The following is a 21,246-nucleotide window of genomic DNA, read 5'->3' on the forward strand; positions in this document are numbered from 1 at the left end:
CAAGCCGGAATCCGAAACTGCGGCCGGAAACCCTCCTCTGCACGCGCCGGACCAGGGACGATGTCTAATTGTTGACAATCCGACGATCGAGCGTCACCGTGTACGCATGACCGTCACTGCCGAAGCCATGAACACCGCCCAGACCGCGTCGCTGAGTCCCGCGCTCAAGCAGGCCACGCCCGTCGTCGTCGACCATGCGCAGGGCTCGTGGATCCGCGGAACCGACGGCAACGACTACCTCGACTTCACCACCGGTATCGGCGTCACCAGTACCGGTCACTGCCACCCGCGCGTGGTCGCGGCGGCGCAGGAGCAGTGCACCAAGATCATCCATGCCCAGTACACGACGGTGATGCATCAGCCGCTGCTCGAACTGACCGAGAAGCTCGGTGGCGTGCTACCCCTGGGTCTCGATTCGGTCTTCTACGCCAACTCCGGATCGGAGGCCGTCGAGGCCGCCATCCGGTTGGCCCGGATGGCCACCGCCCGACCCAACATCATCGTTTTCCAGGGCGGTTTCCACGGCCGCACCGTCGCCGCGGCCAGCCTCACGACAGCGGGCACCCGCTTCTCGGCCGGGTTCTCACCGCTGATGTCCGGCGTGCACATGTCACCGTTCCCGTATGCCTACCGCTACGGCTGGGGCACCGACGGCGCCGTCGACTTCGCGCTGCGCGAGCTCGACTACCTGCTGCAGTCACGCGTCGCACCCAACGACACCGCCGCGTTCCTCATCGAACCGGTGCTCGGCGATGGCGGCTACCTACCGACCCCACCGCGATTCCTGGAGGGTCTGCGTGAACGCGCGGATCGCCACGGCATCCTGTTCATCCTCGACGAGGTACAAGCCGGCTTCGGCCGCACCGGCAAGTTCTGGGGACATCAGCACGCGTCGGATCTGACTCCCGACATCCTCATCACCGCCAAGGGCCTGGCCTCGGGCTTTCCCATCTCGGCCATCGCCGCCTCCACCGAACTGATGAGCAAGGCGTGGCCGGGGTCGCAGGGCGGCACCTACGGCGGCAACGCCGTCGCCGCGGCCGCCGCCGTGGCCACCATCGACGTCATCCGCGACGAGAATCTGGTGGAGAACGCCCAAGTCCGGGGCGAGCAACTGCTCACCGGGCTGCAGGAGATCGCCGGGCGCTTCGACGCGATCGGCGATGTCCGGGGGCTTGGCCTGATGGCCGGAATCGAGTTCGTCAGGACAGACGCCGCCGACGTGCCGGTGCCCGATGCCGCGGCCGCCGCGGCGGTTCAGCAGGCCACCACCCGGCACGGCCTACTCACTCTCACCTGCGGGCCCGCCGGCAACGTGGTGCGCCTGATCCCGGCGCTGGTGGTGACCGAGGACGAGATCGCCCTGGGACTGGAACGATTCGCCGCAACGCTGTCCGATGTGTTCGCAGACGATACGCTCGGACAGAGATGACCGATGTCAGCACCAGGGGGCCGGCACCCACCGGAGATGTAGACGTCTCCGGTGAACTCGCTGCGCTCGGTCTCGAGGTCGATGCGTCCTCCCGCCGACGTGCCGAATACTCCTACGACGCTTCCAATTACCGGATTCGTCCGATTGCGGTGGTTTTTCCGCACACCGACGTCGACGTCGCGCGTACCGCGGCGTACTGCCACGCGCACGGCATCCCGCTCATCGCGCGTGGCGGCGGGACGTCGATGGGCGGCAACGCCATCGGCACCGGCGTCGTCATCGACCTCTCCCGGCACATGGATCGGTTGCGCGCCGTCGATGCCGCATCGGGCACCGCCGTCGCCGAGAGCGGCATCGTCCTCACGTCGCTGGCCGCACAGGCCAAGGCGGCCACCGACGGTCGGCTGACGTTCGCACCCGACCCATCGTCGGCGTCACGTGCGACTCTCGGCGGCGCCATCGGCAACGATGCGTGCGGCAACCACTCAGTCCGGCACGGCCGTACCACCGATCATGTCGAGGAGCTCTACCTCGTCACCGCCGACGGGCTGCGGCTCACCGCAACCCGCACCGGCATCCATGCCACCGATCCGGACGATGCCGAAGCCGCGGCACGTGCGGTCGATCTCACCGAGCAGCTCCGCGATCTCACAACCCGCAACCTCGCCATCCTGCGCACCGACCTGGAGACCATCCCGCGGCAGGTGTCGGGATACCACCTGTCGAAGATGCTGCCGGAGAACGGTTTCGACATAGCTCGCGCCCTGGTTGGCAGCGAGGGCACCTGCGCACTGGTGGTGGCCGCCCGGGTACGGCTGGTGCCGGTCGCCACCAGTCCACTGTTGCTGTGCGTCGGCTACCCCAGCGTCAGCGACGCCGCCCGCGATGTGCCCGCCATCCTGCCGTACGCACCGTCGGCGGTGGAGGGCATCGACCGCAAGATCGTCGCGACGATGGCCGCCCGCCGTGGTCGCGACACGGTGAGCGCGTTGCCCGGCATCTCCGACCGCGAGTGCACCGCCTGGCTGTTCATCGACCTCGACGAGCACAGCGCCGCACAGAAATCCGAGACCAACGTGGCGGCCACCGCGAAGCGACTGCTCGATGAGCTCCGGGCCGGCGGGCGGATGATCGCCGGCACCACGGTGCCCGATCCAGTGACCCGCAAGACCCTCTGGCGGGTCCGCGAGGACGGTGCGGGACTCTCGTCACGCCTGGCCGACCCCGATGACGACAACGTCGACAGCGGTTACGAGTCCTGGCCCGGCTGGGAGGATGCCGCGGTCGCCCCGGACCGACTGGCCGACTATCTCGACGACTTCACCGGCCTTCTCGATCGGCACGGGCTCACCGGGGTGATGTACGGGCACTTCGGCGCCGGGTGCATGCACGTACGCATCACCTTCGATCTGCGCACCGCCGACGGCCGGGCGACCATGGACAGGTTCTGCAACGACGCCGCTCATCTCGTTGTGGCCCATGGTGGTTCGCTGTCCGGTGAACACGGCGACGGCCGGGCACGATCGGCTCTTCTCCCGGTGATGTACTCCCCCGCCATGCTCAGCGCCTTCGCGGAATTCAAGCGGATCTGGGATCCCACCGGCACGCTCAACCCCGGCTCCATCGTCGATCCGCCGCCGATCACCGCCGACCTCTCGCTCGCCGACGTCCCGGCCCGCACCTGGTCGACCATGTTCGATCTCGGCACCCCCGATCCCACACAGGCTGCCCCGAGCAGTGGCGTCGGGACCGACCCCGGGCTCGACCCGTTCGTGCACGCCGTCCAGGGCTGTATCGGGGTCGGGCGGTGCCGCGCGTCGTCGGGCGGCGTGATGTGCCCCAGCTATCGCGCCACCCGCGACGAGAAGGACTCCACGCGCGGCCGTGCGCGAGTGCTGCAGGACATGGTGCGCACCGCCCCCGACGTCGAATCCGGCTGGCAGTCCACCGATGTCGCCGATGCCCTCGACCTGTGCCTGTCGTGCAAGGCGTGCTCCACCGACTGCCCCACCGGTGTCGACATGGCGACCTACAAGTCGGAGTTCCTCCACCATCACTACGCCGGGCGTCGGCGACCACTGTCGCACTACTCCCTGGGTTGGATGCCGGCCTGGCTGGGCGTCGCCGGTGCGCTGGCACCGATGATCAATGCGAGCCTGCGCAGTCCGCTGCGACGCGTGGCCGCCCGGGCCGGGGGACTCGACCCGCGCCGCAGCATGCCCCGCTTCGCACGTCGACGCGATCGGCGGCGTCATCTGGGCGCGCTGCCCGACGTCGGTTCCACCTCCGACGTCATCTTGTTCATCGATTCGTTCACGCAGGCATTCCGGCCGCAGGTCGCCACGGCCGCCGCCGACGTCCTCGGTGCCACCGGCGCACAGGTCGGCTGCCACGCGGACAACTGCTGTGCCCTCACCTGGATCTCCACCGGGCAGCTCAAGCACGCGCGAAAAGTGTTGACGCGCACTGCCGACGCTCTCGACGACGGCACCGATCGGCCGATCGTGCTACCCGAACCCAGTTGCGCCGCAGCGCTACGCAAGGACCTGCCGGAACTCGTCCACACCGACGCGGCGCGACGGGTGTCGAAGCGGGTGCACAGCTTCGCCGACTATCTCCCGACGCTCATCGAGCAGGGGTGGACGCCGAGCGGACTACCCGAATCGGTGACGCTGCAGACGCATTGCCACGAGTACGCGGTGTTCGGCGCGCGCACCGGCGCGACGGTGCTGGAATCACTCGGCGTGCAGGTGCACACCTCCGACGGATGCTGCGGCGTCGCCGGGAACTTCGGATTCGAGCGTGGGCACTACGAGGTGAGTGTCGCGGTCGCCGAGAACGCCCTGGCACCCGCGTTGCGTTCGGCACCCGAGCGCCCGGTGATCACCGACGGGTTCAGTTGTGCGATGTCGGTGGACCACCTATCCGCGACCGACCCAGAGATTCGTTCCACCGGACTTCATCTCGCCGAACTCCTCACCCGCTCCCCCGCACCTCCCCGCGCGCCGACAGAACCCCAGAACGCGCCGAGCGAACCTCCCGCAGCGCCGACAGAACCCCGATATCCGTCGACGGAATCCGATCCCTCATCGACAGCACCCGACAACCAGGAAGGAGCGTGACCATGACGGCCACCATCCCCACCACGGACGCCGCGCAGGCCATCGCGCGCCTGCACACCGACCTGTTCATCGACGGCCAATGGCGACCCGCCGCCTCGGGTGCCACCTTCACGGTGGAGAATCCCGCCACCGGTGCGCCGCTGACGGTGGTCGCCGACGGTTCCGCCGACGACGCGCGTCTGGCCCTGGCAGCCGCCGCCGCACACCAGGCCGATTGGGCGGCGACCTCACCGCGCTCCCGCAGCGAGATCCTATATCGCGCTTATCAGATCATCATGGATCGCGTCGACGAGATCGCCGCGGTGATGACCGCCGAGATGGGCAAACCACTGGCCGAGGCCAAGGGCGAGGTCGCCTACGGCGCCGAGTTCTTCCGCTGGTTCGCCGAAGAAGCCGTGCGCATCGGCGGCGACCACACCGTCACCGGCGACGGCAACAACCGGGTCGTGGTCAGCAAACAGCCCGTCGGCCCGTGCATCCTGATCACCCCCTGGAACTTCCCCCTCGCCATGGGAACCCGCAAGATCGGTCCGGCCGTCGCGGCGGGCTGCACGATGGTGTTCAAACCGGCCGAGCTGACGCCACTGACCGCGTTGCTGCTCACCGACATTCTGCGCGAGGCCGGCCTACCCGACGGTGTCCTCAATGTGGTGACCACCACCGATCCCGGTGCCGTGGTGGGTGAATGGATGACGTCGGGCGATGCCCGCAAGGTCAGCTTCACCGGGTCCACCGAGGTCGGCAAGATCCTGCTGGGCCAGGCCGCGGGCACGGTGATGCGCACGTCGATGGAACTCGGCGGCAACGCCCCGTTCATCGTGTGCGCCGACGCCGACGTCGACCGGGCCATCGACGGCGTGATGGTGGCCAAGATGCGCAACATGGGCCAGGCCTGCACCGCGGCCAATCGGATCTTTGTGCACCGCGACGTGCTCGACGCCTTCACCGACAAACTGTCGGCACGTATGGGCGGGCTCGTCGTCGGCGACGGCGCCGCCGACGGCACCCAGGTGGGTCCGCTCGTCGAGCAGAAGGCCACCGACAAGGTCACCACCCTCGTCGACGACGCACTCGAGCGTGGCGCCCGCATCGTCTGCGGCGGTGAGCGACCGGATGGACCCGGGCATTTCTATCCGCCCACCGTGCTGACCGATGTGGATCCGGCCGCCGACCTCATGCACACCGAGATCTTCGGCCCGGTGGCAGCGATCATCCCGTTCGGCACCGCCGGCGGTGACGCGAAGTCCGATGACGACGAGGTGCTGCGGTTGGCCAACGACACCCCGTGGGGCCTGGTCGGTTACCTCTACACCCAGGACATCGACCGAGCCGACCGGTTGTCGACGGATCTGCAGGTCGGCATGGTGGGTGTCAACACCGGCCTGGTCTCCAATCCGGCGGCACCGTTCGGCGGCATAAAACAGTCCGGCCTCGGCCGTGAGGGCGGTCGACTCGGCATCGAGGAGTTTCTCGACATAAAGTATGTCTCGCGGCCTATCGCCCGCTGACACACCAGTATTCACCGGCCGCACCATCGGCCGGGACGACCCGACAGGAGACCACGGATGTACCTCGGCGCTCAGCTGTTCACCGACAGCGAGTACGAGCAGCGCCTGACCCGTGTCCGCGAACTCATGGACCGGCAGGGCCTCTCGGCGATCATCGTCACCGACCCCGCCAACATCTTCTATCTCATCGGGTACAACGCGTGGTCGTTCTACACCCCACAGATGCTCTTCGTGCCGATCGAGGGCGAGATGGTGTTCTTCGCCCGGGAGATGGATGCGCACGGCGCACACCGGACTTCATGGCTACCCGAGGATCAGATTGTCGGCTACCCGGAGAGCTACGTGCACCGTCCGCACGTCCACGCATTCGACTGGGTGGCATGGGCGTTGCGCCAGCGCCACCAGATCGCACCGGCGTCGCGGGCCGGGTCGGTGGGGTTGGAGATGGATTCGCACTTCTTCTCCCCCAAGGCCTACCGGGCCCTGTACAACGCCATTCCGGAATGGAAACTGGTGGACAACTTCGAATTGGTCAACTGGGTGCGGTCGGTGAAATCCGACGCCGAGATCCAGTTGATGCGCCAGGCCGGCATGGTGTGTTCGGAGGCGATGCGCGCAGCCATCGAGACCATCGACGTCGGTGTTCGCCAATGCGATGCAGCTGCGGCGATCTCGCAGGCGCAGATCACCGGGACATCGGACTTCGGCGGTGACTATCCGGCGATCGTGCCGATGATGCCGACCGGGGCCGCCGCCGACACACCGCATCTCACCTGGCATCAGGGCACGTTCACCGACGACGAGGCGGTCGTCATCGAACTCACCGGCGCCCACAACCGATATCACTGTCCCTTGGCCCGCACGGTGTCCCTCGGCACACCGTCGAAAGATCTCGACTACGTCGCCAACGCCACCGCGGAAGGTCTCAACAACGTCCTCGAGGCCATCCGTCCGGGCGTCGCCACTCGCGAACTGGCGTCCACCTGGAACTGGACGCTGGCCAAGTACGGGCTCGAAAAGCCATCCCGCCTGGGCTATTCGATCGGTATCGGATACCCGCCCGACTGGGGCGAGCGCACCATCAGCATCCGCACTGAGGACGAGACGATCCTGGAGACCAACATGACCTTCCACATCGTGTGCGGAATGTGGATGGACGACTACGGTTTCGAACTCTCCGAATCGGTGCGGGTCAGCCCCACCGGAGTGGAGACGTTCACGAGTTTCCCGCGGGAGCTGATCCGAAAATGAAGCCCCGATCCCTGACGGCCGAGCGTCACCCCCCGACCCCTGAGGAGCGGGGCGCTAGCCGAGCGTCACGAAGGGCCCCAACCACGCCGAGAGAGGTGAACCGATGACCGCCACCGCCGACACCCACAACCTGCGCCATTCCGGTCCCACCCTGCCGCTGGCGGGCCGGGCCAAAGATCTGGTCGGCTCGATGATCGACTCGTCCACGTCGCTGCTGGCGGCCCAGACCCACGACATCGTGCGCTTCGCGATGGGCTCACCCGCCGACGAAGCGGTACCGGCCGACGAGTTCCGGCAGATCGCCGGGGAGATCCTCGACAACTCGTCGTTCACCTACGGTGCCACCGAGGGTGAACCGCGCCTGCTACAACTGCTGGTCGACTACCTGGCCACCACCCCGGATCCGTCCAGCCTCGACCGGCTGGTCATCACCACCGGCGGCATGCAGGGCCTCGATCTGGCCTGCAAGCTGTTCGTCGATCCGGGCGATCTGGTGATCGTGGAGTCACCCACGTACACCAACGGCAGCGCCACCGCCCTCTCCTACGGTGCGCAGCTGCTCGAGGTCCCGACCGACGAGGACGGCATGCAGGTCGACACCCTAGAGGATCTCGTCTCCCACACCCATCAGACGCCCAAGGCGATCTACACGATCCCCACCTTCCAGAACCCGTCGGGTGTGACCCTGTCCGAGGAGCGCCGACGCGAACTGCTGCGCCTGGCCCACAAGTGGGGTGCGGTGATCATCGACGACGACCCGTACGGCCTGCTGCGTTTCGCCGGCGAGGACCTGCCCACGTTCCAGACGCTGAGCCCCAAGGACCCACTGATCTTCTCGGTGCGGACGTTCTCCAAGATCCTCGCGCCGGGCTGGCGGGTCGGCTGGGTCGACGCCGACGCGTCGTTGCGCCAACTGCTCATCAACGGCAAGCAGGCGATGGACACCTGCACGAATGTGCCGAACCAGCACATCGTGGCCGAGTACATCGCCCGCGGCGGCCTGGAGGATCATCTCGCCGGAATCCGCAAGCTCTACCGGGAACGCAAGGAGGCCATGCTGGACTCCATCGCTCGACATCTCGGCGATCGGGTGGTCACCACCAACCCGGACGGCGGCTTCTTCCTCTGGGTCACCCTGCGTGAGGAGTTCGCCGAGATCGACACCCGCGAGTTGTTCGAGCAGGCGCTGGCCGACGGGGTGGCGTTCATCCCCGGTCCCGCGCTGTCGCCGGGTGGTCGGTTCCGCAACGCCATGCGGCTGTGCTTCGCCTCGAGTACCCCGGAGCGGATCGAGGAGGGCATCGCCCGCCTGACCGGCACGCTGGAGAAGATGGCTCATACTGGATGACGGAATCCATTCGATGACCAGAAGAGCTCCCGGAGGTCGCGACGTGTCCCTGTCCGAAGCCGAGTCCGGCGTGTTGTCCCACATCAACGCCGATACCGTCGCCATGCTGACGGCGAGTCTCGTCGAGGCATCCAGTGAGAATCCCGGCGGCACCGAGGCCGCAGCGGTCGAGGTGCTCGAGAAGGCCTGCCGCAGCGCGGGTTTCTCGGTCGCGACGCGAGAAGTGGAGCCGGGGCGACCGAATCTGGTGGCCACCATGGCCGCAGGTGACGGACCGGGGTTGATGTTGCTGGGACACTCCGATGTGGTGCCCGCCGGCCCGGGCTGGTCGGCGGACCCGTACCGCGCGCGCTATGCCGACGGCCGGTTGTACGGGCGTGGCGCCACCGACATGAAAGGTGGGTTGGCGGCGGCCGTGGTCGCCATGCAGGCGCTGTCACATGCCGGCGCCTATGGTGCCGAACTGACCGGACCTGTCCGGCTGGTGTGCACGGTCGACGAGGAGGAGCACGGGATCGGTGTGCGCGATTTCGTCGCTCAGCAACCCGATCACCAGTTCGCCGGCTGCATCGTGGCCGAACCCACCGACCTCGAAGTGGTCCGGGGGTGCCGTGGCGCCTCCTACCTGGAGATCGACATCACCGGGCGTGCAGCTCATTCCGGGCGTCCGGCCGACGGACGCAGCGCCATCAATGCGGCCGCGTCCATCATCGATCTGATCCGTTTTGATCATGATCAGCTGGCGATGACGTCTGACGACCTACTCGGTTCGGGCACCTGGAATGTGGGCACGATTGCCGGCGGCCAAGGCATCTCGGTGGTGGCACCGATGTGCAGTCTCGGCATCGACCGACGGCTGATGCCGCACGAGGATGCCCAGAGCATCGCCGCTCAACTGCGCCGGGCGATCTCGGCGGCCCACATCGATACCGACGGAGTGTCGGTGGATGTTCGGGTCACCATGGAGATGCCGGGATTCGCCACCGACGAATCACACGCGCTGGTCGGTACCACCGTTGGCGCCATCACCGATGCCGGTGGCACCACCTCGGTCGGCGGCTGGAGCGCCGCCTGCGATGGCGGCTTTGTCAGCCGCGATCTGGGCATCCCGGCCATCGTCTGCGGACCGGGCGAAATCCACAGCGAGGCACATCAACCCGACGAATCGGTGGCGATCGCCGACCTGGAGACCGCCGCCCGGGCCTACGCACTCACCGCCCTACGGCTACTACGCTGAGAGTCGGGCCGAGCCACCACCGCTGATCGAGTAACCCACCAGCCGCCAAGCCAGCGCGCGTATCCCCCCAACGCAAACCGACCCCCTAGCCGCCGGGCCAGCGCGCGCTACCTCTGCTGATCGAGTAGCCCGCGAGCCGCCAGGCGAGCGCGCGTATCGAGATCCCCCCAACGCACACCGACCCTAGCCGCCAGGCGAGCGCGCGTTACCACTGCTGATCGAGTAGCCCGCGAGCCGCCAGGCGAGCGTGCGTATCGAGATCCCCCCAACACACACCCGCCCGGCCGACCCCGTCAGGCCGCCCGTGCGGCCATCGCGAGATCGCGTTCCTTGGACGGGATCTCCGAGCCCCGGATCGACACTCCCGCGGTCTCCTTGAGGAAGACCAGAGCGACCATACCGATGGCGCACGCGATCATCATGTACAACGCGGGGAACAGATTCCATCCGGTCCCCTCCACCACCGCGTCGTTCACCAGCGGCGCAGTACCACCGAACGCGGCGGTCGCCACGTTGTAGGAGATCGCGAAGCCCGCATACCGCACCTGCGTCGGGAACATCGCCGGGAAGGTCGCCGAGATCGTGGACAGCTGCGGGATGTAGAGCAGCCCCAGGATCACGAAGCCCATGATCGCCCAGCCAAAGCCCTGGCCCATCAGCCAGTACAGCGGCAATGCGAGGACGAACAGGCCGATGAGCGACGCCCACCACATCGGTTTTCGTCCGGTCCGGTCCGACCAGGCACCGAAGAACGGGATCACCGCCATCATCACCAACTCACCGATGAGGATGACCGCCGTACTGGTGTCCGTACTCATCCCGATGGTGTTCTCTAGATAGGTCGGTTGATACGCCAAGAGCGTGTAGTTGGCCACGTTCAGCGCGATCACCATGCCGAACATGACCACGACGGGCTGCCAGTACGTCTTGACGAGGTCGATCAGCTCACGACCGGGTGACGCCTCGAGTTTGTGTTCGTCCTCGAGTTCCTCGAACACCGGCGACTCGTCGACCTGGGTACGGAGGTAGAGCCCGACGAGGCCGAGCGGGAGGGCGAGGAAGAACGGCAGGCGCCATCCCCAGGTGGCCATCGCGTCGTCGGTCAGCAGCAGGTCGAGCAACAACACCACCGCGGATCCGAGGACGAATCCGGCGAGAGTGCCGAATTCGAGGAAACTGCCGTAGCGTCCGCGCTTCTTGTCGGGTGCGTACTCGGCCATGAAGGTTGCCGCGCCGCCGTACTCGCCACCGGTGGAGAATCCTTGCACCACACGCAGCAGGATCAGCAGTACCGGAGCCCACACGCCGGCCACGGCGTGGGTGGGAAGGACGCCGATCAACGCGGTCGCACCGGAGATCAGCACGATGGTCAGGGCAAGCACCGAACGTCGTCCGATGCGGTCTCCGATGGGTCCCCAGACGAAGCCGCCGAGGGGGCGGAGCACGAATGAGATGGCGAACCCGAGCATCGTGCCCAGGGTGCCGAGATCGCCGGGGAAGAAGGCGTCGGTCAGATACGTCGCGGTCGCGGCGTAGACACCGTAGTCATACCACTCGGTGGCGTTGCCGATGGCCGATGCGCTGATTGCTTTGCGCAGGATCGACTTTCCCTCGGGTGATTCTGGGTCCGGTCTGGGGTGTGCATTCGCCGCGGACGGCGTGGGATTCGTCATCTGAGCCTTCCTCGATTTGGTTCGGCCAGTTGTCGTGTGTGGGGTTCACGGAGGTGAACGACGCGTGGTGCGATCGAGAAGCAACGATGACGAGATGGGACCGATCAGAGACCTGCTGCGATCACCCCGCCGACACCACGCCGGCCAGATCGGGAATGTCATCTCCGACCAGTCGGTGCAGTCCGTCGTTCATGTGCTCGATCATCAGCGCGTCGGCCGCCGGCGCGTTTTTCGCCGCGATGGCGTCGACCAATGCCTGATGTTCCTCTATCCGTTCCTTTCCCGATGCGTAGGTTCCCCGCATCGCCCGCAGACACATTCGCGTCTCCACCAGGATCGTTTCGTGCAACCGCGAAAGTCGCTGGCTGGCGGCGTGATCCACCAGCGTCTGGTGAAAACGCATGTCTGCGTCGGCCATCTCGACCCCGTTCGGGTCATCGATGAACTCTCGCATCTGTGCCACTACATCATTCAAGTCGTCGATGGCGTCGTGATCCCCACGATAGATCACCTGTTCCACCGCGGCACGTTCGACTGCAGTTCTCGCCACGTACATGTCCCGTATGTCCGAATTGTCCATCGACACAACGAAAAGGCCGCGATTCCGATGGCTGACGAGCAACCCTTCGGCGGTGAGTCGTTGCATCGCTTCCCGCAGCGGTCCACGGCTCACCCCGAGGTCGGCGGCCAGCCCCGATTCGGTCAATTGCGACCCCGGCGCGAAGTCGCCGTTGGCGATGGCATCGTGCAGTTTGCGCGCGATGATCGCCGGCGTCGACTCCTGCACGAGCGGGGTCAGGACCCGTTTGCGTCCGGATCCTCGTTGCCGCGTTCCACTCATCTGCATTACCCCTTGTTGTTTACTCTCATGCACGCCGATACGAGAGTGTTTCGCCGCGCGCGCCGCCCATCCAGATGTCGTTGCACGCCGCGGCGAACGCGTCGAGCCCCTCGGTGATGGTCCCGAACACGTTGCCCGGCACCCAGCCCACGTCCCCGTTGATCAGCAGATTGTTGCGTCCGTAGAAGACCGCGAGATCGATCAGCAGACGATGTGCGCCCGGCGCACCGCCGGGTTCATACCCGTAAGCAGGGTTGTCGAGCACGCCGTCGAAGGTGAAGTAGCACAGGTCGCCGGGGATCGGGGTCACGGTGGTGTTCTCCGGACCCGGCTCGACCGGCGCGAAGGCCGGTAGCAGGGTGTAGATCTCGTTGCGGGCGAATTTGCCGTGATATACCTGGTCACCCAACGGAAGCGCATCCCACACGGCCGCCGCGGTACGCGGCGCCTCGTCGTCGAGCAAGCGCGCCACCGCGGTGACACCGCGCTGTTCGAGTGTGACCGTGATGTAGCGGTCGCTCATCGTGCGCCCTCCCGGGTCCGGAACGGCGCGATACGCTCGTATGCCGCCGCCACCCGCAGTACCGTGTCGTCGGCGTGGCGGGCACCGACGATCTGCAGGCCGGTCGGCAACGGCGCAATCGCGTCATCGTCGAATCCGCTCGGCACGGTGATCGCCGGTTGACCGGTCAGGTTGAACGGATAGGAATAGGGCGTCCACGACGTCCAGTCCGGCGAGTCAGATCCAGCCGGCACGTCGACGCCGGCCTCGAACGCTACCCGCGGCGTGCTGGGTGTGATGAGCACGTCGTAGTCGAGATGCAGGTTACCCATCTCGACGCCGAGCGCCATCCGCACGGCGGTGGCATCGAGGTAGTCGGTTGCCGAGAAACCGGCGTGACGGGCCAATGCCGCAGCCAAACCGTGGTCGATCTTCTCGTGCGCGCCCGGGCCCAGCGCGCGCACCACCACGTCGGCGCCACTGAACCACAGGATGTGATACGCCCATGCCGGGTCCGACCAGCTCAGGTCGATCTCGGTCACCGAGGCACCCAGCCCACGCAATGCATCGACGGCTACCTCGGTGTTGCGTTGCACCACTGGGGAGTTGGTTCCGAAACCCAGATCGGGGCTGTAGGCGATCCGGACTCCGTCCAGATGATCCGGTGCGAGCGCGAGCTTCTCGGCCGAACTCGTGGTCGGTGTCGGCATCGCCCACCAATCGCGCGGATCGAATCCACTCAGCACGTCGAGCATCGTCGCGCAGTCGGCGACCGTGCGCGTCATCGGGCCGGCATGTGCCAGAGTCCCGAAGGGACTCGCCGGATACAGCGGGACACGACCAAAGGTCGGTTTGAAACCGACGATCCCGCAGAAGGATGCGGGAATGCGGATCGATCCGCCGCCATCGGTGCCGACCGACAGCGGACCGAGACCGGCCGCCACCGCCGCCGCACTGCCGCCACTCGAGCCACCAGAGGTGCGGTCGGAGTTCCACGGGTTGCGGGTGACACCGCACCGCGGGCTGTCGGTGACGCCCTTCCAGCCGAACTCCGGCGTGGTGACCTTGCCCAGCAGCACCGCGCCCGCCTCACGCAGGCGTGCCACCACCGGAGCATCGACGGTCCAGGCGTCATCCTCGGGTTGAATCAGTTCGGATCCCCGCAGGGTGGGCCAGCCCGCTGTCAGGAAGAGATCCTTGATGCTCACCGGCACGCCATCGAGCGGACCCACGGGAATGCCGTCCGCGTGTCGTCGGGCGGACTCGCGGGCGTCGCGCATCGCCGCGTCGGAGTCGACCAGGCAGAATGCGTTGATGACAGGGTTCTCGTCGTCGATGGTCGCGAGTAGTTCTTCGGTCACGGCGACCGGGGAGAGTGCCCCCGACCGGTACCCCGCCCCGAGCTCGGTGGCGGTGCACCAGCGTGCGGTTGTGTCCATCGGTTCCTTCAGCAGATCGTGCGGTTCTTGGTAGATTGTTGACAATCTACCCGGGAGGTCTGTGAGTGACAACCAGAACGCCAACCGTCGCATTGCTCTATCCAGGTCATGCCGCCGAAGACGACTACCCGCTCGCCGAGACCGGCCTCGACGGCGCGATCCGGCTGCCGGTGGTCATCACCGAGATCGAATCCGACGATCACACGGTGGAGGCCATGCGCGCCGTGGGAACCGATACCCCGCTGCGCGAGGGAGCCCAGCGCGCCATGCGCCATGAGCCGGGCGCCCTGATCTGGGCCTGCACGTCCGGCAGCTTCCTATACGGCTGGGAGGGCGCACATGAACAGGTCGCCCGGGTGGCCGACCAGGTGGGTCTGCCGGTGTCTTCGACGTCCCTGGCATTCGCCGCTGCCTGCCGCGAGCTCGGTGTGACGTCGGTGTCGGTTGCCGCCACGTATCCCGCTCCGGTCGCCGACGGTTTCACGACCTTCCTCGCCGGCGCAGGCATCTCGGTGGTGTCCTCGTCGGCCCACGACGTACACACCGCGACCGAAGCGGGAATCCTGGACGGCGACAACCTGTTCGAGATGGTCCGCGCGGCCGACTCGGCCTACACCGAGGCGGTGTTGGTTCCCGACACCGCGCTGCACACCATCGGCTGGATCGCCGATCTCGAACGCGAGGTCGGCAAACCCGTACTCACTGCGAATCAGGTGACCACTTGGCAGGCAACACGTTTAGTCGGCCTACAACTGTCCGTCGACGGCTTGGGGGCGCTGTTCGGCGGCACCGTTCCCGAATCCCGAGTAGCGTCGGCGGGAGTGCATCCCCCGCTGGTTGAGTAGCGGCGAGCGAGCCCGCGAGCCCGCCGCCACCAACCACCGCAACCGATCTCGACAACGTCCCCACGCTGCCCGCTACTCGACAGGCAGTACGGACCGATCACGCACCTCGTGTTCGTGCTGTCGGCGATAGTGACGGTTCCGAGACCGTAGGACCACTGTTGCCAGCGTCGCCGACACCACCGAACCGAACAGCACGCCCACTTTGACGTACTCCTGTCGGTCAGGGTCGCCGGCGAAGGCGAGTTCACCGATCAACAACGACACGGTGAATCCGATGCCGGCCAGCATGGCCGCCCCGATCACATCGACCCACTTGAGACTGGAGTCCAGCGATGCCGGGGTCACCGACGCCACCAGCCAGGTGGTCCCGAAGATCCCCACCACCTTTCCGATCACCAGTCCTGCGACGATCCCCATCGCCACCGGCTCTTGCAGTGCCGAGACGAGACCGCCGACCCCGCCAAAGGCCACCCCCGCAGCGAAGAACGCGAACACCGGAACGGCCACGCCCGAGGAGAGCGGTCGGATCGTGTGCTCGAAACGTTCGGCCAGCCCCGGGCCGTCGTCGCGATCACCGGTTGTGCCGGCACGCAACACCGGCACGGTGAACCCGAGTAGCACTCCGGCAACCGTCGCGTGCACTCCCGACTCGTGCACGAAGGTCCAGGTGAGCCCGGCCAGCGGCACCAGGAGCCACCAGGATGTGATGCGCCGCTGCACGAGAATCGCGAACAGCACCAACGGAATCACTGCCAGACCCAGGAAGGTCAGGTCGATGCTGTCGCTGTAGAACACCGCGATAATGGTGATGGCAAGCAGGTCATCGACGACGGCGAGTGTGAGTAGAAACGTCCGTAGCGCGACCGGCAGATGTGTTGCGACCACTGCGAGAATCGCGATGGCGAAGGCGATGTCGGTGGCCGCCGGTATGGCCCAGCCCTGCATCGCGTCGGCACCCTGACGGTAGGTCACGGCGATGAACAGTGCTGCGGGGACGATCATGCCGCCCAGTGCCGCGGCAACCGGCAGGGCCGCGCGGCGCGGGTCACGGAGATCGCCGGCCACGAATTCCCGTTTGAGTTCGAGTCCGACGACGAAGAAGAAGATCGCGAGCAAGCCGTCGGCAGCCCACGCCGTGAGGCTCAGGTCGAGATGCAGACCGACGACGTCGGCACCGACCTGGGTGTCTCCGAGGGTCTCGTACCCGTCACTCCAGGGCGAGTTCGCCCATACGAGCGCCAGTAGCGCCGCACCCAGGAGCAGGAATCCGCCGACGGTGTCCCGCCGCAGCACATCGGCGAGCCGTCCCGTCGGCGTCTGACGGTGCTGCGTATCAACGGTTTCCGCCGATCCCCGCCCGGTCATGGCGACACATCGTTCGCCACACGATCATGATCCCTTGCGCTCACCGAGCAATGATGTACCCACATGTGGTGTCCTTGGCCTTTCATCGTCGACAACTTGCACGTGGGTGTCACGACAGTGACATCACCTCGTGGCCGACCAGGCTTCCCGGCACACCGCAGCCCAGTGTAGCCTAACGAATCCCGATGGCGCACATCGATTGCCGACAGAGATGCCTCAATCAGATCGAAATACGTTGCCTGCCAACACACCAACGGAAACGGAAGTCACTCGATCATTGCGCCCGACGTCAGGTCACCGAAGGTGTGATCGCGATGCCCACGGTGCCTGCCTTGCCGCGCCGCCACGTCGACGCCGTGACCAACACCTTGCCCAGCAGGCCGTACTTACCCTTGATGAGGTCGCGGACGTGTTCGGTGGCTGCCGGGTCGAGGATCTCGGCTGTGCCGTTGATCGCGACACCGTGGGTCGTCTTGCCGCGGGCATCACAGGCCTGCACCACGACCCGGCCGTCCCGACGGATGCGCTTGACCTTCCACGACTCGGCCTCCGTCCACATCACCATGCGATCGCCATCCATCGCCGCCCAGATGGGCGTGGGTTTCGGCGTGCCGTCCTTGCGGAACGTGGTCAGCAGGACGTACTTGGCGTCGGCGGCCTCGCCGAACGGTGCATCGGACATGGATGTCAGGCTACGCGCGCGAACAACGACTGCCCATCGTCGGCGGACAACGACTCGGCCACCAGGCCCGCTTCGGACAGGGTGGCCCACGCGGTGACCTGATTGGCCGACAGCACCGGCTTGCCGAGTTCGGCCTCCATCAGGCCGAGGATCTCGTAGGTCCAGAGATTGGTGCAGGACACGAAGATGGCATCGGCGTCGGGATGGTCGGCCTGCCGGATCAGGTCGCAGGTCACCGCATACGGAATCGTCCAGATCTCATGGTCACGGCCCAATCCTGCCTGTGACACCACCGTTCGGCCGGCCTCGCCGATGAAGTCACACAGCAGGCCGGTCAGCGCTGATGTGTACGGGGTTGCCACTGCGATGCGGCCGAGGTCCATGGCGTCAAGCGCCCGCACCAGCGCCTCCGAGGTGGTCACCGCGGCCTTCGCTCCGGCGGCCACCATGCAGTGCGACAGCTCCTTGGCCCCGGTCATTCCGTAGACGAAACTTCCTGATGCACAGGCGTATCCGACCACGCGCGGGCCGACCGCAGTGATGCTGCGGACAGCGGTGGTGATGTCTGCGTGGTTGTTGAGGTCGCGGCACAGGTCGACATCCACCGGGGCATCGATGAAGCCCGTGCGCGTGAAGTAGATCGACGCCGAGTCGGGCATCCACCGCCACAGCTCCCGGTCGAGCGCCATATCGAACGGGCACACCATCCCAATGCCCACCTGATGCTGGGGGACACCCGTTACCTCTACCGGTTTCATGCTGGAATGATGACACGTTGTCGGATTGTCAACAATCTGTGCGAGATGACATTTGTGTTACGCGATCGACGCTGGTCAGTCGCCCATTTCGATGGCGATGACGCGGGTTCTCTCGGTCCACGCGGGACGACACCGTTCCCGCAGGTCGATTCCGTTCCCGCAGGTCGTCGACGGCCCGCGCGACCCCAGCCGACCGGCGTCAGCCGATTGGACCCGCAGGACGTGCCGCTGCCCGCGCGGCCGCGACCCGCTCGCGCGTCACACACTGCACCGCGTGGTCGTTGACGATCCCGCTGGCCTGCAGCAACGCGAACATCGTGGTGGGTCCGACGAATTTCCAGCCTCGCTTCTTGAGGTCCTTGGACAGCGCAACCGACTCCACCGACGTGGTCTGCGACTGTGGCTCCGCCTCCGCCTCCGCCTCGAAGCGCCAGAAAAAACCCGGTAGTGAGCCCTCCTTCTCGATGAGCTCCTCCGCGCGGCGGGCGTTGTTGATGGTCGCCTCGATCTTGCCACGGTGACGGATGATGCCCGCATCGCCGAGGAGCCGGTCGACATCGGAGTCGGTGAAACGGGCGACCTTCTCGATGGAGAATCCGACGAACGCGGCCCGGAAGTTCTCCCGCTTGGTGAGGATGGTGCGCCAACTCAAGCCGGACTGGAACCCTTCGAGGGCGACCCGCTCGAAGAACGCATCGTCGCCCTCGAGCGGGAATCCCCATTCCTCGTCGTGATACGTCGTCTCCGGCTCGACAGCGGCCCAGCCGCAGCGCGTCGCGCCATCGGCTCCGGTGGTCACGAACGACATGGCACTCCTCGGGTTCGGTGATCAACCGCACCGTACCGCCGTGCACCGACACGTCCGATGGTCAACGGATGACGACGGTTTTCCCGATGGCTCCGCCGCTCTCGGAGATGCGGTGCGCCTCGCGGAGATTCTCGACGGTGAATCCCTCGAAGACCTGATTCACCGTGCTGCGGATCGTGCCGTCGTCGACAAACCGCGCCACCTCATCGAGTATTCGATGCTGACTGTCGTCGGACGGAAGATAATGCGGTTTGCTGAACATGAGCTCCCAGTGCCAGCTCTGACTCTTGCTCTTCAGCGGCAACGTGTCGAGTCCCTCCGGTTCGTCGATGGCCACCACCTGACCGTGCACGCCCATGATCTCGGCGTAGGTCTCCACGTTGCCGCGGGAGTGGGGTGAGAACACGTAGTCGACCCCTTCCGGCGCCAAGGCGCCAACCTGATCGCGCATCTCTCGCGGAGCCACCACGTGGTGTGCCCCCAGATCCCGTACCCAGTCGGCCGAGCCGGGCCGCGACGCGGTTGCGATCGCGGTCACTCCCGTCAGCTTCCGCGCCAACTGCGTGACCATCGAACCCACGCCACCTGCCCCGGCGACCACCAGAAGTGTTCCAGCGGAGGACTCCTCGAGCCGCAACTTGTCGAACAGCACCTCCCACGCGGTCAGCGACGTGAGCGGCAAAGCCGCCGCATCACCGAAGCTCAGTGATGCCGGCTTGTGCCCCACGATGCGCTCGTCAACCAGCTGGACAGCGGCGTTGCTACCCGGACGGTTGATGACACCCGCGTAGTAGACCTCGTCACCCACAGCGAAGCGGGTGACTGCCGATCCGACCCCGACCACGACACCGGCCGCGTCGAAGCCGAGCACCTTCGGTCCGTCGGCGGGATCGAACGAGGCGCGGACCTTGACGTCGACCGGGTTGACCGAGACGGCCCGAACCTCCACGAGCAGATCATGTGGGCCGGGGTCGTCCACGACGACGTCGAGCGTGACGAACGACGTGTCGGCGTCGATCGGACCGGGTGCGGTGGCGGCGATGGCAGATGTGGTTGTCGGCATGGCGCTGACAGTATCCAGAGGACCCTGGTTACCCGCAAGGGATATTGGTATCCTTCGGGAACCTATGCACGTCAGGAGGATAAATGAGCACAGCTCAACACCGCGGTGACGCCTACTCGGCCACATGCCCCTGCCGAGGGATGCTCGACCTCCTCGCCGACAAATGGAGCGCCCTCATCATCGGTGCCCTGCGGTCGGGCCCGATGCGTTTCGGTGAGCTCCGCACGCGACTCGACGGCATCAGCCCGAAGGTGCTCACCGCCACGCTGCGCCGACTCGAAGAGCACGGCATCCTGACGCGCACCGTGTATCCGGCGGTGCCCCTACACGTGGAGTACGCACTGACCGACCTGGGCGCCGACGCCTCGGTGCCGCTTGACGCACTTCGCGACTGGGTGGAGGACAACTTGCCGCGCTTTCCGCACTGATCCGACGCCTCAGGCCGACGCGGTGATCGGCATCTGCAGTTCGGTCTGCCACTTCTCCTCGGGCTCGGGATGACTGAGCAGGTACACCTCACGTGCGGTGCCGTCGGTGATGTAGCCGTTGTCGTCGATCCAGGTGGCCAGGATCTGATAACCCTCACCGATGTTGGCCATCTCGCCGTGGTGCACATACGAAGCAACCTGCTCCTGCGCCGGCAGGGTGGAGATCACGAGACCGTCGACGGTCACCCCGTCGGCGACGGTGCATGCCGCGCTGACGGACAATTTGCCGTCTGCCGTGGGTGCATAGGTCGCGACGATCGGACCCGCGGGTTCCACACCGGCCGGCCCGAGTGCGGCGAACAATTGACCGAACAGCGGTTGGATGACGGGCGCGACATCGGCGGAGTCGGTGCTCTCGGCGACTCCGCTGATCGACGCGATCCGGAGTGCCTCGACGGATTTCACAGTGACAGAGGTGGTGCTCATGGTGCCTTCCCTTTCGATCATCCGAAGTCTCGCCTCGATGCGCCGGAGCCGGTCGGTGTCGGCCTCGATCTGGGCGGCCACCTGCGATTGCCGCAGAGTCAGCATGCCGCGCAGCTCGGCGGTGTCGACGTCGGCGTCGATGATCCGGGTCACCTCGGACAAGGTGAACCCGAGATCCTTCAGCGCGACGAGCCGGTTGAGTCGACGCAGCTGATCGGCCTCGTAGTATTGGTAGCCCGTGTACTCGTCGACGCGTGCCGGTTGCAGGAGCCCGATCGAGTCGTAGTGCCGCAGCATCCGCACCGACACCCGACCCATGGTGGCGAAATCTCCGATGGTGAACATGACACGATCACACTCCTGCCTCACAGGGTGTCAGGGTCAAGCGCCCGCGGCCCGACGACCCATCGATATCGAATCTTGGCATCGGATCACGACTCTGTGACCGTATGCGGTCG

General features: G+C 66.3%; 18 protein-coding genes. 8 read left to right on the forward strand and 10 right to left on the reverse strand.

Going from position 1 to position 21,246, the window contains the following annotated elements; genetic code table 11:
• Window positions 1-106: 106 nt before the first annotated feature.
• The 6 genes from VX037_RS16755 to VX037_RS16780 all read left to right on the forward strand — a co-directional run bounded on the left by VX037_RS16755 (window position 107) and on the right by VX037_RS16780 (window position 9,898).
• Complete coding sequence (locus tag VX037_RS16755) at window positions 107-1,432, forward strand: aspartate aminotransferase family protein (protein ID WP_328715020.1); 1,326 nt, start codon at window positions 107-109, stop codon at window positions 1,430-1,432.
• A complete protein-coding gene (locus tag VX037_RS16760; RefSeq protein ID WP_328715021.1) occupies window positions 1,429-4,554 on the forward strand; it encodes an FAD-binding and (Fe-S)-binding domain-containing protein in 3,126 nt (1,041 codons plus the stop codon). Before VX037_RS16755 ends, VX037_RS16760 begins: the two co-directional genes overlap by 4 nt.
• Before the next feature lie 2 nt (window positions 4,555-4,556).
• Window positions 4,557-6,062 (forward strand): NAD-dependent succinate-semialdehyde dehydrogenase, encoded by a 1,506-nt coding sequence (locus VX037_RS16765; protein WP_328715022.1) that lies wholly within the window; start codon window positions 4,557-4,559, stop codon window positions 6,060-6,062.
• A gap of 57 nt (window positions 6,063-6,119) precedes the next feature.
• On the forward strand, window positions 6,120-7,313 hold the full coding sequence (locus VX037_RS16770; RefSeq protein WP_235724425.1) for a M24 family metallopeptidase: 1,194 nt from the start codon (window positions 6,120-6,122) through the stop codon (window positions 7,311-7,313).
• A gap of 103 nt (window positions 7,314-7,416) precedes the next feature.
• The gene (locus VX037_RS16775) at window positions 7,417-8,661 is read left to right on the forward strand and encodes an aminotransferase-like domain-containing protein (protein WP_266063475.1); all 1,245 of its coding nucleotides are present in this window, start codon (window positions 7,417-7,419) and stop codon (window positions 8,659-8,661) included.
• 13 nt (window positions 8,662-8,674) lie between these two features.
• Window positions 8,675-9,898, forward strand: a complete 1,224-nt coding sequence (locus tag VX037_RS16780) for a M20 family metallopeptidase (protein WP_442903692.1) — start codon at window positions 8,675-8,677, stop codon at window positions 9,896-9,898.
• Window positions 9,899-10,191: 293 nt separating this feature from the next.
• On the opposite strand, the gene VX037_RS16785 is transcribed toward VX037_RS16780, so the two are convergent.
• The 4 genes from VX037_RS16785 to VX037_RS16800 form a co-directional block, all read right to left on the reverse strand.
• Window positions 10,192-11,571 (reverse strand): MFS transporter, encoded by a 1,380-nt coding sequence (locus VX037_RS16785; RefSeq protein ID WP_235724423.1) that lies wholly within the window; start codon window positions 11,569-11,571, stop codon window positions 10,192-10,194.
• 121 nt (window positions 11,572-11,692) lie between these two features.
• Entirely contained in the window at window positions 11,693-12,412 is a 720-nt protein-coding gene (locus VX037_RS16790) for a GntR family transcriptional regulator (RefSeq protein ID WP_235724422.1), read from the reverse strand.
• A gap of 25 nt (window positions 12,413-12,437) precedes the next feature.
• Window positions 12,438-12,935: a DUF3830 family protein gene (locus VX037_RS16795; protein WP_235724421.1), complete on the reverse strand. Its 498-nt coding sequence runs from the start codon at window positions 12,933-12,935 to the stop codon at window positions 12,438-12,440.
• On the reverse strand, window positions 12,932-14,353 hold the full coding sequence (locus VX037_RS16800) for an amidase (RefSeq protein WP_235724420.1): 1,422 nt from the start codon (window positions 14,351-14,353) through the stop codon (window positions 12,932-12,934). Before VX037_RS16800 ends, VX037_RS16795 begins: the two co-directional genes overlap by 4 nt.
• Window positions 14,354-14,418: 65 nt before the next feature.
• On the opposite strand from VX037_RS16800, the gene VX037_RS16805 reads away from it, so the two are divergent.
• Window positions 14,419-15,198 carry a maleate cis-trans isomerase family protein gene (locus tag VX037_RS16805; RefSeq protein ID WP_235724419.1) on the forward strand — a complete coding sequence of 260 codons (780 nt, stop codon included), beginning with the start codon at window positions 14,419-14,421 and terminating at the stop codon, window positions 15,196-15,198.
• 72 nt (window positions 15,199-15,270) lie between these two features.
• Here the strand turns inward: VX037_RS16805 and nhaA are convergent, their stop codons facing one another.
• The 5 genes from nhaA to VX037_RS16830 form a co-directional block, all read right to left on the reverse strand.
• On the reverse strand, window positions 15,271-16,563 hold the full coding sequence (gene nhaA, locus VX037_RS16810; protein ID WP_235724418.1) for a Na+/H+ antiporter NhaA: 1,293 nt from the start codon (window positions 16,561-16,563) through the stop codon (window positions 15,271-15,273).
• 289 nt (window positions 16,564-16,852) lie between these two features.
• Complete coding sequence (locus tag VX037_RS16815) at window positions 16,853-17,245, reverse strand: PPOX class F420-dependent oxidoreductase (protein ID WP_328715024.1); 393 nt, start codon at window positions 17,243-17,245, stop codon at window positions 16,853-16,855.
• 5 nt (window positions 17,246-17,250) lie between these two features.
• Window positions 17,251-18,003: a maleate cis-trans isomerase family protein gene (locus tag VX037_RS16820; RefSeq protein ID WP_235724416.1), complete on the reverse strand. Its 753-nt coding sequence runs from the start codon at window positions 18,001-18,003 to the stop codon at window positions 17,251-17,253.
• A gap of 199 nt (window positions 18,004-18,202) precedes the next feature.
• Window positions 18,203-18,811, reverse strand: a complete 609-nt coding sequence (locus VX037_RS16825; protein ID WP_328715025.1) for a DNA-3-methyladenine glycosylase I — start codon at window positions 18,809-18,811, stop codon at window positions 18,203-18,205.
• A 61-nt stretch (window positions 18,812-18,872) separates the two neighbouring features.
• Window positions 18,873-19,874, reverse strand: coding sequence for a zinc-binding alcohol dehydrogenase family protein (locus VX037_RS16830; protein WP_328715027.1), 1,002 nt, complete (start codon window positions 19,872-19,874; stop codon window positions 18,873-18,875).
• An 83-nt stretch (window positions 19,875-19,957) separates the two neighbouring features.
• On the opposite strand from VX037_RS16830, the gene VX037_RS16835 reads away from it, so the two are divergent.
• Window positions 19,958-20,302 carry a winged helix-turn-helix transcriptional regulator gene (locus tag VX037_RS16835; RefSeq protein WP_328715028.1) on the forward strand — a complete coding sequence of 115 codons (345 nt, stop codon included), beginning with the start codon at window positions 19,958-19,960 and terminating at the stop codon, window positions 20,300-20,302.
• 9 nt (window positions 20,303-20,311) lie between these two features.
• Here VX037_RS16835 and VX037_RS16840 read toward each other — a convergent pair whose 3' ends face one another.
• Complete coding sequence (locus tag VX037_RS16840) at window positions 20,312-21,133, reverse strand: MerR family transcriptional regulator (protein WP_328715029.1); 822 nt, start codon at window positions 21,131-21,133, stop codon at window positions 20,312-20,314.
• Between the last annotated feature and the right edge of the window lie 113 nt (window positions 21,134-21,246).

Origin of the sequence: Gordonia sp. Z-3, from assembly GCF_036233855.1 — a bacterium.
GTDB classification, from domain to species: domain Bacteria; phylum Actinomycetota; class Actinomycetes; order Mycobacteriales; family Mycobacteriaceae; genus Gordonia; species Gordonia tangerina.

Excerpts from the sequence above, each read along its gene's own strand:
- VX037_RS16755 (WP_328715020.1), top strand. The coding sequence starts at position 107 with ATGACCGTCACTGCCGAAGCCATGAACACCGCCCAGACCGCGTCGCTG.
- VX037_RS16760 (WP_328715021.1), top strand. The coding sequence starts at position 1,429 with ATGACCGATGTCAGCACCAGGGGGCCGGCACCCACCGGAGATGTAGAC.
- VX037_RS16765 (WP_328715022.1), top strand. The coding sequence starts at position 4,557 with ATGACGGCCACCATCCCCACCACGGACGCCGCGCAGGCCATCGCGCGC.
- VX037_RS16770 (WP_235724425.1), top strand. The coding sequence starts at position 6,120 with ATGTACCTCGGCGCTCAGCTGTTCACCGACAGCGAGTACGAGCAGCGC.
- VX037_RS16775 (WP_266063475.1), top strand. The coding sequence starts at position 7,417 with ATGACCGCCACCGCCGACACCCACAACCTGCGCCATTCCGGTCCCACC.
- VX037_RS16780 (WP_442903692.1), top strand. The coding sequence starts at position 8,675 with ATGACCAGAAGAGCTCCCGGAGGTCGCGACGTGTCCCTGTCCGAAGCC.
- VX037_RS16785 (WP_235724423.1), bottom strand. The coding sequence starts at position 11,571 with ATGACGAATCCCACGCCGTCCGCGGCGAATGCACACCCCAGACCGGAC.
- VX037_RS16790 (WP_235724422.1), bottom strand. The coding sequence starts at position 12,412 with ATGAGTGGAACGCGGCAACGAGGATCCGGACGCAAACGGGTCCTGACC.
- VX037_RS16795 (WP_235724421.1), bottom strand. The coding sequence starts at position 12,935 with ATGAGCGACCGCTACATCACGGTCACACTCGAACAGCGCGGTGTCACC.
- VX037_RS16800 (WP_235724420.1), bottom strand. The coding sequence starts at position 14,353 with ATGGACACAACCGCACGCTGGTGCACCGCCACCGAGCTCGGGGCGGGG.
- nhaA (WP_235724418.1), bottom strand. The coding sequence starts at position 16,563 with ATGACCGGGCGGGGATCGGCGGAAACCGTTGATACGCAGCACCGTCAG.
- VX037_RS16815 (WP_328715024.1), bottom strand. The coding sequence starts at position 17,245 with ATGTCCGATGCACCGTTCGGCGAGGCCGCCGACGCCAAGTACGTCCTG.
- VX037_RS16820 (WP_235724416.1), bottom strand. The coding sequence starts at position 18,003 with ATGAAACCGGTAGAGGTAACGGGTGTCCCCCAGCATCAGGTGGGCATT.
- VX037_RS16825 (WP_328715025.1), bottom strand. The coding sequence starts at position 18,811 with ATGTCGTTCGTGACCACCGGAGCCGATGGCGCGACGCGCTGCGGCTGG.
- VX037_RS16830 (WP_328715027.1), bottom strand. The coding sequence starts at position 19,874 with ATGCCGACAACCACATCTGCCATCGCCGCCACCGCACCCGGTCCGATC.
- VX037_RS16835 (WP_328715028.1), top strand. The coding sequence starts at position 19,958 with ATGAGCACAGCTCAACACCGCGGTGACGCCTACTCGGCCACATGCCCC.
- VX037_RS16840 (WP_328715029.1), bottom strand. The coding sequence starts at position 21,133 with ATGTTCACCATCGGAGATTTCGCCACCATGGGTCGGGTGTCGGTGCGG.